Origin of the sequence: Legionella taurinensis (assembly GCF_900452865.1) — a bacterium.
GTDB classification, from domain to species: domain Bacteria; phylum Pseudomonadota; class Gammaproteobacteria; order Legionellales; family Legionellaceae; genus Legionella_C; species Legionella_C taurinensis.
In genome coordinates this window covers 1,254,508-1,269,338 of the sequence record NZ_UGOZ01000001.1, presented here as the reverse complement: position 1 = coordinate 1,269,338, position 14,831 = coordinate 1,254,508, and the positions used below count along the sequence as shown (strand labels likewise).

Genomic DNA, 14,831 nt, shown 5'->3' with positions numbered 1-14,831 from the left:
GGGTTTTTAATTCACATCTTGGTCGCCATCTAATATCATATGTGCTTTATAAATTGGCGGTTGAAAACATGACTCTCTCCTCATTGAATGCCATTTCACCAATTGATGGCCGTTATTTGAAAAAAACCACGAGCTTAAGCCCTTATTTCAGTGAGTATGCACTTATCTATTTTCGTCTGATGGTCGAAATCCGCTGGCTTCAATCCTTGGCCGGTAATGACGACATTAAAGAATTACCGCCGCTGAATGCGCGCGGCAAAGCTTATCTTGATGCGATTTTAAGCGAGTTTAATGAGGCCGAGGCGGAAAAAGTCAAAGCGTTTGAGAAGCAAACCAACCATGATGTCAAAGCCATTGAATATTACCTGCGGGACAAGCTGAACGGACAGGACGATTTAAAGGCCTATTGCGGCTTTATTCATTTCGCCTGCACCTCGGAAGACATCAATAACCTCGCCTACGCCCTGATGCTCAAATCGGCCATTGCCCAGATTATCCAGCCCACCCTGGCTGAAATCATTGGCGGCATTATGCTGCTTGGCAAGCAGCATGGCGATGTGGCCATGCTGGCGAGGACCCATGGTCAACCGGCTACGCCGACCACCATCGGCAAAGAGCTGGTCAATTTTGTCGCCCGCCTGAAACGGCCGCAGCAGCAGTTGGCCGAGGTTTTAATCCCGGCCAAATGCAATGGGGCCGTCGGCAATTACAACGCCCACATTGTGGCATACCCCGAAATTGACTGGCGTAAGCATTGTGCCGGTTTTGTCAGTTCGCTGGGGCTGTCTTTCAGCGCCTACACCACCCAGATTGAGCCGCATGACGGCATTGCTGAAGTCTGCCATATTATGATTCGGATCAATAATATCCTGCTCGATTACACACGTGACATCTGGACTTATATTTCCCTAAATTATTTTACTCAGAAAACCGTGGCCGAAGAAGTGGGATCCTCCACCATGCCGCATAAAGTCAACCCCATCGATTTTGAAAACGCCGAAGGGAATCTCGGCATGGCCAATGCCTTGTTTGATCATTTCGCCAATAAATTAACCCAGTCCCGCATGCAGCGCGACTTATCCGACTCCACCGTCCTGCGTAATCTGGGTGTGGCTTTCGCTTACAGCCTGATTGCCTATCAAGCCATTGCCAAAGGCAATGACAAACTGCAAATCAACAAGCAGGCCCTCCTCGATGACCTTGAAGGAAATTGGGAAATTTTGTCCGAGGCCATTCAAACCGTCATGCGCCGTTATCAAATTCCCAATGCCTATGAACAATTAAAAGCCTTAACCCGAGGCCAGGGCATCGACAAGGACAATTTGACAAAATTCATTCAAACGCTGGATATACCGGCAGCCGCCAAAGAAAGCCTGATTAATCTGACTCCGGAAACCTACACCGGCCTTGCCGCGCAACTGGTAAAGGCGTTCTCATGAACAGTACGCTTTCACAGCAGGGAAGCGCGAAGGAATTTGATGTCCTGGTTCTGGGTACAGGTTTAGCCGGGTTGCATTATTGCCTGCAATTGCTGAAACTCGAACCTCGCATCCGCATTGCACTCATCAGCAAAGCCGAGCTCAATGAATGCAACAGCCGCTACGCGCAGGGCGGGATAGCCGCGGCGGTATCCGGCGAGGATTCGCTGGAAGCGCACATTGCCGACACGCTTCACGCCGGCGATGGACTCTGCTATCCCCCGGCAGTCGAATTCATTATTCGTCAGGGGCCTCAGGCCATTGAGGAGTTGTTAAGCTACCCCGTGCAGTTTACCAAGGATAGCGAGGGTCATTTTGTTCTGGCTCAGGAAGGCGGCCATTCGCATCGGCGTATCTTTAATTGCGGCGATCAAACGGGTTTGTCAGTCACCCAGGCCCTGCTTCAAACCGCCCAAAAGCATCCACAGATTGAGTTTTTTGAGCATCATGTCGCGGTGAACTTAATTACCCATTACCACCCGCACAGGACTGACATTCAGGGCGAAGTGTTAGGGGCTTATGTTCTTGATTGCAATCAGAACCTTATCCATGCCTTTGCCGCACGCTGCGTTGTTTTAGCGACCGGCGGCGCTGGAAAAACCTATCGCTACACCACCAACCCCATGGTGGCCACCGGCGATGGCGTTGCCATGGCCTACCGCGCCGGGGCTCGTGTGGGCAATATGGAATTTTATCAGTTCCATCCTACCCTGCTCCACCATCACTCGCTCAACAATTTTTTAATCTCCGAAGCCGTGCGTGGTGAAGGAGCCCTGCTGAAAAATGCCGATAATGGCGAGCGCTTCATGCGCCGTTATGCCCCGGACCATCTGGAGCTGGCTACCCGCGACGTGGTTGCCCGCGCCATTTTCAGTGAGATTGAGCAGAGCAACAGCGGCTATGTCAATCTGGACATTACCCATCAATCCCGCGCCTTTCTGAAAAAACGCTTTCCGCAAATCTATTCCACCCTGCTCGGCATTGGCATCGACATGAGCCAGGATATGATTCCTGTGGTTCCCGCTGCCCATTATCAATGCGGCGGAGTATTGACTGACGTCGATGGGCGGACTGATTTAAAGCGGCTTTACGCCATTGGCGAAGTGGCCTTTACCGGACTGCATGGCGCAAACCGTCTGGCCAGCAACTCGCTGCTTGAAGCCATCGTCATGGCCAGTAATGCGGCGCGTTGTTCCTTGAAAGACATTACCTCCTTCAGCAAAGAGGTGGAGCGCATTCCCAATTGGAACTCTCCCGGCGAAGTGAATGCACGGCGGGCAAGCCAGATTAATGCCCACTGGCGAGGTCTTCGCGGTGAAATGACCTCTTACGCCGGCATCGTTCGAACTGAAGCCGGGTTGCAGGATTTACTACAATTAATAATGAAACGAAAAGAAGTCATCGAAGAATACTACTGGAAGCATTGCATCACCCGGGATTTTATTGAATTACGTAACATCGTGCTGAATGCGGAACTCATCGTCAGGGCGGCATTGTCCCGCCGGGAGTCACGCGGCGGCCATTACCGTGAAGATTTTCCCCGTCAAAATGCCTATGCCGAAGAAAGTATCCTAAGGCTAACCACCCCCCAAAATTCGTTATTTAGTTGAGATGAAATTATGTTAACCGATGCCAGTACTTACCAACCCGAGAAGACCTTGATGTCGATTACCAACGACATGAGCATTTGTCAAAGCGACTACCCTCTCGATTGGTATCAGGAAGATTTCATTCCTTATGCCGAGGAATACCTGGCCCTGCCTGATCGCAAACTGACAACGGTTTTGGCCTGGATGACGCCTTATTTAAAAAAGGCTCAGGATCATTTTGGCGATCAACTGTTGTTGCTGGCCCATTATTACATGGGCGGTGAAATTGTTCGTCTCGTGGAGCAATTTGGCGGGCAGATTGGCGATTCCTATCAATTGGCGCTGATGGCCGCCAACAATCCGCAAAAGTCAGTCATCATTGAATCAGCCGTGCATTTCATGGCGGAATCCATCAGTATCCTTGCCAATAATAACCAGCATGTTTACATCACTAACCCCAAATCCGGTTGCACCATGGAAATGCTGGCCAAGGATTTTATGGTGGAACCGGCTTTTCTCGATTTAAACGAGCGCTACGGCGCAGAAAACATCCTGCCGGTGTGTTATATGAATACCTCCGGGCGGGTGAAAGCCATGACCGGCGCGCAAGGCGGCGCTGTCTGTACCAGTTCCAATGTCAAAAAAATATTCCAATGGGCCCAGAAACAACACAAAAAGATTCTGTTTATCCCGGATCAGCACATGGGGGAAAATGTCGCTTATTGGCTTGGCATTAACAAGCTGGCTTACTGGCCCGGCGGGACGGCAGGGGCTCAGTATTCACTGGCCGCGCAGGACAGTCAAACCTTAAAGCAGTTTGACGAAGCCGAACTGATCTTATTCTCCAGTCAGTGCGCGGTTCATACCCATTACAGTGCCGATATGTGCGAATACTGGCATCGTCAAGGCTATACAACCGTCGTGCACCCGGAATGCCGTAACGAAGTCATTCGCACAGCCCATCAGGCCGGCTCAACTGCCTTCATCTGGGATTATGTGGTAAATGATCGGGCCGGAACCCGGCACTATGCTATCGGTACCGAAAACCACATGGTGGAAAATGTCAAACAATATTGCCGCCACTTGGGAATTACCGTGGTTAATCTTGCGGAAGCCCCCAAAAAGGATCATGAAAAAGGCATGGGCTGCGGTTGCGCCACCATGTCGCGCAATGATCCGCCGCATTTGGTCGCTCTGGTTGATCTTCTGCGCCAGGGTAAACCCATGGCGTATAACGAAGTCAAAGCCGGCGATGTGGTGAACGAATTTACGGGCATGCGTCAACGCTTGAAAGAACAGGATCAGCAGTGGGTTATCGACAATGCAAAAAAAGCCCTGGAAATGATGATCACTATTACTGAGGATCGATTATAGGGGTACGGAGCAACCTTACTCCCGCCCCCTGTCATCCTCGGCGCAGGCCTTGCGCCTGGATTCCCGCCTTCGCGGGAAAGATGCCTTTTTACTCAATTCGGTTTTACTTCCAGCCTCTCCACTTTATCGATAATGCAAGGATAAACGTCTTAACTGGCCGCACTGAACTCACAATCGGTTAACGATTGAGTGCAGACAAATCCGCCCAAGGTATCTATCCAGCGGTAATCATTGCGGGAAGGAATTTTGACCAGCACTTGCCACCAAATGGAGTATTCGCCCAGCGAGTTTTTATAAGTACAGACCACCCCTCGCCCCAAACCCGCCACTAAAAGATTAGCCCTGACGAATGCCGTATTCGCTTCCCCCTGGGGTATATGTGGGGAATACGGGTTGACAACCCAGGGAGCCGGCGGCTCGCCCCATTGCAGGGAGGTGGTGTTGGGATCGGGGCAGGTCGTGATTGCCGCATACCCGGTACACGCCATCAAACAGCATGCTGTAAGTACTAGTGTTTTTTTCATTCGGTTTACTCGCAATAAGCTTGCCTCATGATATGCAGGAAACAGGCAATAAAACAGCAATTTTATTAAATTATTTTAGTATGACCATTGTTTCAATGGCTATCTTTGTTATAATGGCGGCGTGTGTGCCGGGGTGGCGGAATTGGTAGACGCGCCGGATTCAAAATCCGGTGATGGTGACATCGTGTCGGTTCGACTCCGACCCTCGGTACCAACGTTTAAATGGCAGGTTTCCAATGCACTGGTCTCTTGCAAGAGATTGTCTGAATTATTACCCTTATTTTTAAAATAGGCTTGAATTTCAAGTTTTAACGACAATTTAAGTTTCTTAGCCATCTGATACGCTTCATCGGATTTATAATACTCATTAACACTCACTTCTTCTGAGTTATAAAAATCTGGATTGGCTGTTAAAAACCGAACCTGTAAAAATTCGTGCCATACTGCATTGTCTGATTTGAGAAGCTTATGACTCGGGGCATGCTGAGGATGGACCAAATGGTAGAGTTTCTCTTCCTCAAGGGCATACCCCAGTCTTTCGGTAATACAACTTTCCCAATTTGAACAGCTGTGTTTATTCAGGTCAGAATAAAGCTGGTCTAGAAATGCAACACTGTCTTTAACGAGGGGTACCCCTCCCGCATAACAATAGTATCCCAAAGAATTGAAGCTTTCTTTTCTGACAAAAATTTGCAGCAGTTGTGCCTGTAAAACAGAGCGGTATTCATCATAATAGGCAGCAACGGTATCAATAGGAAAGTGTTCAAGCCCATTTTTTATGCAAAATTCCTGCAGGATGCTTTTGACAAAATCGGATTCTTTACTGATTGAGAAGCTCATATTCCGTTGATACATAAGCCAGGCAGTTTCACCAATTAAACCATCATGCAATAGCATTGAGGCAGCCAAGACAACTTTAGCAATTTTGGTTTCATGATCAAGTAATGGTTTTTTTGAATTATACTCAGCGCTAAATGGGTATAACGCGGGATTCCCATCCAAATGTTTCTCAAAAAATGTTTTGGGTGAATAGGTTTGAGATTTAACAGCACCAAAAACAAGATTAGATTTTACAGCCTGCGGGTCTGTTTGAGCCATTTCTTTAGAAATAGCACTCATGGCCATGCGTAAGAATTTTACTGCATTCGAGCTTCCATTGTAAAAAGCAAACGTTCCTTCAGGCCGATTAATTTCCTGAGCAATAATTTCCTTTACAAGAGGGAGATCATTTAAAAACCGCTTCTCAAAATCGTCTAGATGATGAAACCTCGTGTCTTCCAGCAAAAATTTCGCGTTGATTGATTTTTTTTGATTATCTTTAAGAAAATTTCTAAATTCAGTTATATCAACAGTAGATGTACTAAACACTGAGGGTCTAATGGAGTGAAGCAATTTCTTTTTTGATTCGACTTTACCGAACACTGAATAACAAATAAAGTTCTATTTGCTCAATGTTAACACACCCCATCCCTGTAATCAAATACAGATAAGTTACTGCTCCTGCTTCAAATTCTTGTTTTTATCCTTGATGACTCGACTAAATGCTCGCCTATGTATAAATCCACATTAGTAGCAAGAACATTACACTCCTGTGCCAATAATTCATTACGCAGCCCGCTCAATCGGCGTTTTTCAACCAGCAGTAAAATAACATCGGCACCCAGAGCACCGCAGCCTTTTGCCGCCACAACGCCTTCATTGCTTTTTAAGGCAGCAATAGCCTTTACACTTTCTGGGGCGACCAGATGCAAGGCTTCAAGCTGTTGTTGACAGGCATTAACGGCATTGACCAGCAGGGTGTCATTGGCTTGCTCAAAAGCCATACAACCCTGGTCAGCAAGCCGTGATAGCCTTTCGGTTGAAAACTGCAATTGAAAGGATTGTAAATGCTGGTGCGTAGGTAATTTATTGCTACTATGAACCAATATAAAACCCAATTCACCAAAAGGCCATGGGTAATTACGCGTCTCACTGCGTTGTCTATTGATAAATACACATTGCTGCTGCTCCTGCGCTAACACATCATAACCACTTGGCTTAATGCCTTTGCCATCCCAGGCAAACTGGAAATACCGCTCAAGCAGCGCCTTGCGGTTAGGGTGATGGTTGTGTAAATGGCAATCAGCAAGATACACGGCAAGAAACTGAGCGCTTGAAGCGCCCAGTCCGCCAATACCATCATAGGGATCATGCCAGCTCAGGCCCTGTGCAACCGGAGGCAAACTGAGCCAATAGCGACCCGCGGGAGACGCCGGGTCAATCCCTTTTATTATCGGTTCATCGACCAGGGTCAGTTCAAAACAGGGTTTAGTCGTTAAAACCAACGCCGAGCCGCCTTCCAAGGCAGCATATTCCCCCAGCAGGAAGGTTTTAGCGGGAACGTTCCATTTCATCATTTCGTAAGGCTTCTCTCAGGTCATTAAGGATAGCAATCACATCATGTTCGGTAATGTGTTTATTGATCAACAGGGATTGTTCAAGCCTCGCCTTTAACAGCGGGATTTCCTTTTCGGTTGCATCGGTTTTTAAGATTAAATTATTTAAATGCAGCTTCATATGCCCCTGGCTTATTCCCACCGTACACAAGGCCTTTAACGCCCCTAAATTCTGCACCAGACCGACTGCCGCCATAATACGGGACAACTGATTGACTGATTGGATATTCATCATGCGCAAAGCCATTCTGGCGGTAGGATGCAGCGTCGTCACACCGCCGACTATTCCCACAACCAGTGGCGCTTTGAATTCTCCGTACAGTGTTCCATCGCGATAGGACCATTGAGTAATCGCCCGGTATTGCCCCTGCTTTACCGCATAGGCATGGATTCCTGCTTCCACTGCACGCCAGTCATTGCCCGTGGCAATGGCTACCGGATCAATGCCATTGAGCACCCCTTTGTTGTTCGTTGCCGCACGGTAGGGATCCTGTTTGGCAAACTCCGAAGCCAAGGCGATTTTTTCGCCAAGCTCCGCATCGACCTCATGAATCACAACCTGAGCGGTCGTTATTTTTTTATCATTTAAATTGGATAAAATACAAAGGCTTACCTTTTCTTGAGTCAACTGCTCTATGGGTGACTTCATATATTCAAGCACCTGATTCAACAGGTTGGCACCCATGGCATCCACAGGGTTCATGGTGACATGAATAACAGCCATCAGCTCACCATTCCCATAAGGCACTGTCCGCAATTCGATGTCTTTGACACCACCCTGGCGTTTAACCATGCTGGAGGCGATCGACGAATTCACCATGGCAATCAGTTTTTCTTTGTTTTCCTGCAGTAGGGTTTCCAGTTGCAGCCTGTTTTTAACATGAGCGATCTGAATCTGACCGATAATGCAGTCGCCTTCCATGCCTGTTGTTATCTCGCCGCATTCTCTGACCCATTTGGCCGTTTTCGATAAGGCCGCAATAATGGAGGTTTCCTCAACCGCCATGGGAATGACCAAGTCTTTACCATCGATGCGAAAATGACCGGCGACGCCCAGGGGCAATTGAAAATAGCCAATGGCATTTTCAATCAGGTTTTCAGCCAAACGCAGATCAGTCACAGCCCCGCTCTGTAAAAAAACAATGTCTTCATCGGTTAAAGCACCCAGTGCTTTAAGTCGTTGATACCGTTCCATCCGTGTCAATTTTGAAAATCCTTCGAATTGATTATTCTCCGGCATTGGATCCTCCTGATAGCAACACGGCTATGCAAGCGTTAGTCATTCCTCCTTAAATCCACCCAAACCTTGTCCTTAAGGCCCCTCATTGATTCCTTATTCTGAAGGTTTATTCTGGCGTATGGTGACATAATCATCGGCAAAGACCTCTTGCCGGTTATTCAATTGATACTCCGCCTCGTGGTGCCAGGCTTTATCCTCATTTTCCATGCGGATTGAGCAGCCAATCAGCTCTGAGCCCATGCCAGAACCGTAGGAAAACAATAAAAACTGTTCATTGGCGGACGCCTGGCCCAGGGCATAGGCAAACATAATCCATAAACTGGCAGTGTAGGCGTTGCCACAGCGTTGATTCCAGGCCATGAAAGGAGCAACGCGGCTCTGATAGAGTTCATTGGTTTCTGACTCGGTCAGACCCAGGCTTTCTCCCACCGATCCAAAGGCTTTATAGACCATTTTGGGAAAGGGTACATGGAAACACAACGCCCTGTACTGCGTTAAAACCTGCATGGGATCACGATCCTCAACAAGCTTTTTGAAACAGGATACCGCCGCGCGCTTATAACATTCCAGACTGAACGCCCCATTGACTTCGGGGTAATGTTTATCCAGCGGTTTCCAGAAATCAAACACGGGTTCACTGTAGGCAATGGTATGACCGACATTAAGCGCCGCCAGGACCGGAGGACCAATAATAAACGCAACAGCTCCCGCGCCCTGCGTCGGCTCACCCGCATCATTTTCAGCATACAGCGCTTCATCCACCGCAATAACCAACGCCACTTTTTGCCTGTTGGTCTGGCTTAAATACCATTCCGCAGCCTGCAGGATAGCTAAGGTTCCGCCATAACAGGCATGTTTCACTTCGTAAGAACGTACATGCCCCTGAATTTTAAGCTCAGAAGCCACCCAGGCGCTTAAAGGTCGGCTGTAATCCACTGGTGTTTCTGTACCGACAGCAATCAGGCCAATGTCTTCAACGCAGCCTCCCCAATGGGCAATGGCCCCTCGAGCAGCGCCAATGGCTAAGTCAATTACGGAGCAGTGCTTGCCGCAAAGGGCCATTTCATTCAAGCCTAACCCAATGGTGTATTTTTCGACGTCAACGCCGCGTAAACCGGCTAATTCTCTGAGATGCATGTACAAGGGGGGAAAACTCAAACTGACACTGGTAATTCCAACAGCAGGACAATCCATCATCGTATTCCATAAGGCACATTCTATAAATATAGTTTAAATTTTGTTCAAATTGGATGGAAGAATGAATTTTTTTATTCTTATTTTGCAAAAAGTGCCTAAATGAAAAAATGGCTGTTTAATCAACCGCGCTCAAGCACGGCCATGGAAGGTTCAGGCTGGGTCTCACGTCTTATCATGATTAAAAACGGGATGAAGCCTAAGGCCAGAAAAAACGAAAGCTGATAGAGGCCGACCCACCCTACCCCCATTTGCAGCAAGGCGGCCAAAGGACCGGATAAAATACGGGGCAGGCTCGAAACGGCCACCAGAATAGAAAACTGGGTCGCGGTGTATTGGCGATTCACCAGGCGCATAAACAAGGCAACCAAGGCGGTCGATCCCATTCCGGCTGCAAAATTGTCGCAAATGACGGCCGCGGCAAACAAAGGCAGGTTTTTACCTGTGAGCGCCAGAGCCACAAACAGCAGATTGGTTATCGCCTGCAACAGCCCAAAACTGAGCAGCGCCTTGTACAAAGACCAACGCAGGAGCAAAAATCCCGCCGCCAACCCGCCCAATAGAATGGAGGCAATGCCAAGCATTTTATTCACATAGCCAATGGTTTCTAACGAAAAACCAACGCCCTGAATTAAAAAAGGCATGATGATACCGCTGGTGGTGGCCGTAAAAGCCTCCCCCAATTTATAGAAGAGAATAAACAACACCAGGGGAATGATGTCGCGCCGTTGGCAAAGATCCTTGACGGGCGCAAGAAACGCGTTGACGAATCCCGTGTTTTCCTCACCGTAATGCACGGGTTCTTCACTCCAGAGCGTCGCGAAAACCCCAACCAGCATCAACAAACCCATTATGCGATAGGTCACCGCCCATCCCAAATGATGCGCCATGATTAGCGCGAGGCCCCCGGCAATCAATAACGCCAGACGATACCCAAAGACAGCAAGCGACGCGCCCATCCCATGCTCAGGAACCGGTAAATATTCGGCACGCTGAGCGTCAATGGCCACATCCTGCGTGGCTGAAAAACAAGCGAGAATCAAAGCGATAAAGGCCATCAATTCGGGGGATTGCCGTGGTGTAAACCAGGCAAGACCATTAAAACCAAGCAACAGGGCCAATTGCATCAACAGCATCCAGCTGCGGCGTTTACCCAAGGAAAATAACGAGTAACGATCCAGCAAGGGTCCCCAGCAAATCCGATACACATAGGGCAAACCAACCAGACTCAGCATGCCGGTGGCAAGAACCGAGAGTCCGGTGTCCGCATACCAGGCTTGCAATGTACTGGTAATCAAGGCAAGAGGTAACCCTGAAGAAAAGCCAAGTAAAAACACAATAAACAGGCGTTTAGTCATGGGTGACTCTCAACTGGGACAATGACAGACAGATTCCCGGGGACTTAGCCCCGGGAATGGAAGATTACGCGTCAGTCTTTTTGACAGAAATCAAATGAATTTTGAAAATCAAGGTCTCATTCGGGCCGATGGGTCCGCCAACGCTGCGTGGACCGTAAGCCAGAGAAGCAGGAACATAGACTTCCCAGACGGAGCCGGCAGGCATTAATTGCAGGGCTTCAGTCCAGCCAGGAATAACCTGAGACACTTTGAATGTGGCTGGTTTGCCGGTTTTATCCGTGCTGTCAAACACTTGACCATCAATCAGACGACCCGTGTATTCAACCGTGACCGTGTCATCCTTGGTTGGTTTAGCACCATTGCCTTTTTCAATGATTTTATATTGCAAACCGCTTGGCAGCGTCACCACGCCTTCTTTGCTTTTGTTCTGAGACAGAAACGCTTCGCCTTTGGACTTGTTTTCTTCTGCCTTTTTAGTGAATTCAGCGTTTCGCTTTGCCATCAGGTCTTTCTGAAATTTACTCAACACGTCTTTCATTTGATCTTCAGTCAGCAATAACTGAGAACCGCTCATGCCATCCTGTAACCCTTTAGCCATTGCCGAAGGACTGATTTCGATGCCTTGCTTTTTAAAGTTTTTGCCCAAATCAGCACCAATACTGTAAGACAACTTGTCAATATCAGTGTTTAATGTTGCAGGTGTTGCGGCAGTAGCTGGTGTAGTCGTGCTGGGAGCGGCGGTATTTGTCTCAGCAAATGCGGTTGTCATTGCCAGGCCTACGACAGCGGCAGCGACCAGTTTCATCTTCATAAAGATCCCCTTTCTATTCTCGTTAGAACACCATGGAAAAATTGCTTGATTATTCTGCCTAACTTTCCGGGAAATTACCAGTTAAGGTAAACGATTAATTATTTAAGGCCGTGTTTTAACAACCTTGTATTTTTTAAAGCCTGCTTCTATTGTTTAGTCAGGGTTTTACATCTAAAATTGCTATATTTTAAAACACTCGAGTTGATAATGAGCATCAGCCTCTTTGACATGTTTTCTATTGGTATCGGCCCATCCAGTTCTCATACGGTAGGGCCGATGTCAGCGGCCTACGCCTTCGTGCAGCTTCTGGAGAAGGAAGACCATTTTACCGCCGCGTCACGAATTAAAATTGAACTGTATGGCTCCCTGGCCCTAACGGGCAAAGGCCATGGCACAGACAAAGCCATTTTAAACGGCCTTGAAGGAAAGACTCCGGAAAGTGTTGTACCGGATTCCATGGTTCCCCGCATGCGGGAAATCATCAGCTCGCAAAAGCTCCTTTTGGGCGGCAAAAAAGACTTGTTTTTTGACGAGGAGCGGGATTTCCTGTTTTTACAGAAGGAACTGCTGCCACGGCACAGTAACGGCATGCGTTTTTCAGCCTATGATGTTAATCAACAGTTATTACGCAGCCAGGTCTATTATTCAATAGGCGGCGGGTTCATAACCACCGAAGAAGAGTTTGACAAATCCTCGGAAGACACGAATGCGCCCCCCTATCCTTTTTCCACTGCCTTTGAATTAATGAGCCTGTGCCGGGACAACCGGTTAACCATCGCCGAATTGATGATGGTCAATGAATTAACCTGGCGCAGTAAAAATGCGATTCAGGAAGGCATTTTAGCCATTGCCAACGTGATGGATGAATGCATCAATAACGGTTGCCATCATCCCGGCATTTTACCGGGCGGTTTACTGCTGAAACGGCGTGCGCCGGATCTTTACAAAAAGCTCATTGAACACAAAGGGGTTCCCAGCGTGTTTGAACAATCAGACATCATGAACCGTTTAAATCTCTATGCCATGGCGGTGAATGAAGAAAACGCCGCCGGCGGACGGATTGTCACCGCCCCCACCAACGGGGCTGCCGGCATTATTCCTGCCGTGCTCAAGTACTGCCAGGAAGCGCATGATCGCCTAAGCAAGGAAGACATTTATGTTTACTTCCTCACCGCCGCGGCCATCGGGATTCTCTACAAGAAAGGCGCCTCCATTTCAGGGGCTGAAGTCGGCTGCCAGGGTGAAGTCGGCGTCGCCTCGTCCATGGCGGCGGCGGGCTTGACTGCTGTGCTGGGCGGCAGCATTGAACAAATAGAAAATGCGGCCGAAATTGCGATGGAGCACCATTTGGGCATGACCTGTGACCCGGTCCTTGGACTGGTGCAAATTCCCTGCATTGAACGCAATGCCATGGGGGCCGTAAAAGCGGTTAACGCCTCGCGGATGGCTTTGATCGGCGATGGCCAGCATCAGATTTCCCTTGATAAAGTCATTAAAACCATGAAACAGACCGGCATGGACATGCAAAGCATCTACAAGGAAACCTCCATGGGGGGGCTTGCAGTCAATCTGCCGGAATGCTGATTTTTTTACCGCGAAGCCTCCAAAGGCCTTCGCGGGACACCACCTTCAAACGCCCTGCCTGAGCGAAGCGCCTGTCTTGTGCTGAAACAGGAGAAACGTACCTGCAATCACGCTGCCGAACAGCAGAATGATTTCAACAAATCCCAACCAGGGATTGGTGTTTGTGTATCCCATGACAATGACGGCCAGCGTCGCAGTCAGCATATTGATAAAGCTCAGCATGGCTGAACCATTGCTTTTGTCCTGGACCGAGGCCGTAGCCAGGCAGGAGCCACCAGCGAATAAAAAGCCACTGAACAGATACAACAATGACGTGTGGATAAAAAAACCAATCGGCAATAACCAGTGCTGCTGCCACATCAGGAAAAGGCCGAGCAATGCCAGGGTACAACCGCCAAAACCGTAGCCGACCACGCGTTGGGGCGAACAGCGCTGCAGGAGTCTTTTGGTCAACAGGCCACCCATCAGCATCCCCAGCATATTGACTAAATTCCAGGAGCCATAAGCGGCAGCAGAAAGATGCAAAAACCGTTCAGCGATTAAAGGGCCTGCAGCAGAATAACAATAACCGATGGCCGAGCAGAACCCCACGGCCAGGGCATAAACCACGAGTCCCGGCGAGGCCAGCGTTTGGCGATAAGCGGTGATCATTTGCGCGAGGTTGACACGGCGGCGGATTATCATCGTCTCTTTTAGAAAAGGGGTCCCTGCCAGCAACAGGACGCCATGAATGAAAAGCAAGGCAAAGCAACCCTGCCATTGCCAATACGTGACTATCCATCCTCCAAGGGATACCGCAAGACCGATGCCTAGCGTGAAAGCCAGGATGGAATAAGACAAGGCCGTGCGGCGTTGCTGTTCAGGCAGCCATTCATTGATGAGCATCAAGGTGCATGAAAGACCACTCGCCGCCCCCAGCGCACTGACTAAACGCCCGCCGATGAGCAGACCATAGGAATGAAACAGAAGGCCGGCATAACACACCAGTAGCCCCAACAGATTAATCACCAGACCAACGCGTAACGCGCCCACCCGCCCTACACGATTGGCTAAAGGCCCATAAATCAGCTGGCCAATGACATAACCGCCTAAGAAGGCACTGATCATCCATTGAATGGCTTCAATGTTTAATTGGAAGGAATCAGCGATTGCCGGCAGACCGGGAGTAATCACAGCGGCGGACACGGACGCTGTTGTGATGTAACTCAGTAACCAAATCAAACGAAAAGTTGAAATCATTTTTT

11 protein-coding genes and 1 tRNA gene are annotated in these 14,831 nt (G+C 48.7%); 5 read left to right on the top strand and 7 right to left on the bottom strand.

Features of this window, described 5'->3' with window-relative positions:
* The first annotated feature begins 68 nt into the window (after positions 1-68).
* Genes purB through nadA form a run of 3 tightly spaced genes read left to right on the top strand, consistent with a single transcriptional unit; the run spans position 69 to position 4,441 of the window.
* Positions 69-1,439, top strand: coding sequence for an adenylosuccinate lyase (purB, locus tag DYE45_RS05940; RefSeq protein ID WP_108293687.1), 1,371 nt, complete (start codon positions 69-71; stop codon positions 1,437-1,439).
* A complete protein-coding gene (gene nadB, locus DYE45_RS05935) occupies positions 1,436-3,088 on the top strand; it encodes an L-aspartate oxidase (protein WP_108293611.1) in 1,653 nt (550 codons plus the stop codon). The genes purB and nadB overlap by 4 nt, the downstream gene beginning before the upstream one ends.
* A 9-nt stretch (positions 3,089-3,097) precedes the next feature.
* Entirely contained in the window at positions 3,098-4,441 is a 1,344-nt protein-coding gene (nadA, locus tag DYE45_RS05930; RefSeq protein WP_115300599.1) for a quinolinate synthase NadA, read from the top strand.
* 149 nt (positions 4,442-4,590) lie between these two features.
* Here the strand turns inward: nadA and DYE45_RS05925 are convergent, their stop codons facing one another.
* Positions 4,591-4,965 carry a DUF3757 domain-containing protein gene (locus tag DYE45_RS05925; RefSeq protein ID WP_108293607.1) on the bottom strand — a complete coding sequence of 125 codons (375 nt, stop codon included), beginning with the start codon at positions 4,963-4,965 and terminating at the stop codon, positions 4,591-4,593.
* Between the two features lie 127 nt (positions 4,966-5,092).
* On the opposite strand from DYE45_RS05925, the gene DYE45_RS05920 reads away from it, so the two are divergent.
* A tRNA-Leu gene (locus DYE45_RS05920) sits at positions 5,093-5,179 on the top strand.
* A 1,291-nt stretch (positions 5,180-6,470) separates the two neighbouring features.
* Here DYE45_RS05920 and DYE45_RS05915 read toward each other — a convergent pair.
* The 5 genes from DYE45_RS05915 to bamJ form a co-directional block, all read right to left on the bottom strand.
* Positions 6,471-7,361, bottom strand: a complete 891-nt coding sequence (locus DYE45_RS05915) for a mevalonate kinase family protein (RefSeq protein WP_242602684.1) — start codon at positions 7,359-7,361, stop codon at positions 6,471-6,473.
* Positions 7,336-8,640, bottom strand: coding sequence for a hydroxymethylglutaryl-CoA reductase, degradative (locus DYE45_RS05910; RefSeq protein ID WP_115300598.1), 1,305 nt, complete (start codon positions 8,638-8,640; stop codon positions 7,336-7,338). Before DYE45_RS05910 ends, DYE45_RS05915 begins: the two co-directional genes overlap by 26 nt.
* Positions 8,641-8,733: 93 nt before the next feature.
* Positions 8,734-9,837 (bottom strand): hydroxymethylglutaryl-CoA synthase family protein, encoded by a 1,104-nt coding sequence (locus tag DYE45_RS05905; protein ID WP_242602685.1) that lies wholly within the window; start codon positions 9,835-9,837, stop codon positions 8,734-8,736.
* A gap of 119 nt (positions 9,838-9,956) precedes the next feature.
* Positions 9,957-11,192 carry an AmpG family muropeptide MFS transporter gene (locus tag DYE45_RS05900; protein ID WP_115300596.1) on the bottom strand — a complete coding sequence of 412 codons (1,236 nt, stop codon included), beginning with the start codon at positions 11,190-11,192 and terminating at the stop codon, positions 9,957-9,959.
* Positions 11,193-11,256: 64 nt separating this feature from the next.
* On the bottom strand, positions 11,257-12,003 hold the full coding sequence (gene bamJ, locus DYE45_RS05895) for a BamJ family beta-barrel-assembly machinery protein (RefSeq protein ID WP_165481685.1): 747 nt from the start codon (positions 12,001-12,003) through the stop codon (positions 11,257-11,259).
* A gap of 207 nt (positions 12,004-12,210) precedes the next feature.
* Here bamJ and DYE45_RS05890 point away from each other — a divergent pair, with 207 nt between their 5' ends.
* Positions 12,211-13,587, top strand: coding sequence for an L-serine ammonia-lyase (locus DYE45_RS05890; RefSeq protein ID WP_108293595.1), 1,377 nt, complete (start codon positions 12,211-12,213; stop codon positions 13,585-13,587).
* A 45-nt stretch (positions 13,588-13,632) separates the two neighbouring features.
* Here the strand turns inward: DYE45_RS05890 and DYE45_RS05885 are convergent, their stop codons facing one another.
* The gene (locus DYE45_RS05885; protein WP_115300595.1) at positions 13,633-14,826 is read right to left on the bottom strand and encodes an MFS transporter; all 1,194 of its coding nucleotides are present in this window, start codon (positions 14,824-14,826) and stop codon (positions 13,633-13,635) included.
* Between the last annotated feature and the right edge of the window lie 5 nt (positions 14,827-14,831).

Excerpts from the sequence above, each read along its gene's own strand:
- bamJ (WP_165481685.1), bottom strand. The coding sequence starts at position 12,003 with ATGAAGATGAAACTGGTCGCTGCCGCTGTCGTAGGCCTGGCAATGACA.
- DYE45_RS05925 (WP_108293607.1), bottom strand. The coding sequence starts at position 4,965 with ATGAAAAAAACACTAGTACTTACAGCATGCTGTTTGATGGCGTGTACC.
- DYE45_RS05915 (WP_242602684.1), bottom strand. The coding sequence starts at position 7,361 with ATGATGAAATGGAACGTTCCCGCTAAAACCTTCCTGCTGGGGGAATAT.
- DYE45_RS05905 (WP_242602685.1), bottom strand. The coding sequence starts at position 9,837 with ATGATGGATTGTCCTGCTGTTGGAATTACCAGTGTCAGTTTGAGTTTT.
- DYE45_RS05910 (WP_115300598.1), bottom strand. The coding sequence starts at position 8,640 with ATGCCGGAGAATAATCAATTCGAAGGATTTTCAAAATTGACACGGATG.
- purB (WP_108293687.1), top strand. The coding sequence starts at position 69 with ATGACTCTCTCCTCATTGAATGCCATTTCACCAATTGATGGCCGTTAT.
- DYE45_RS05885 (WP_115300595.1), bottom strand. The coding sequence starts at position 14,826 with ATGATTTCAACTTTTCGTTTGATTTGGTTACTGAGTTACATCACAACA.
- DYE45_RS05900 (WP_115300596.1), bottom strand. The coding sequence starts at position 11,192 with ATGACTAAACGCCTGTTTATTGTGTTTTTACTTGGCTTTTCTTCAGGG.
- DYE45_RS05890 (WP_108293595.1), top strand. The coding sequence starts at position 12,211 with ATGAGCATCAGCCTCTTTGACATGTTTTCTATTGGTATCGGCCCATCC.
- nadA (WP_115300599.1), top strand. The coding sequence starts at position 3,098 with ATGTTAACCGATGCCAGTACTTACCAACCCGAGAAGACCTTGATGTCG.
- nadB (WP_108293611.1), top strand. The coding sequence starts at position 1,436 with ATGAACAGTACGCTTTCACAGCAGGGAAGCGCGAAGGAATTTGATGTC.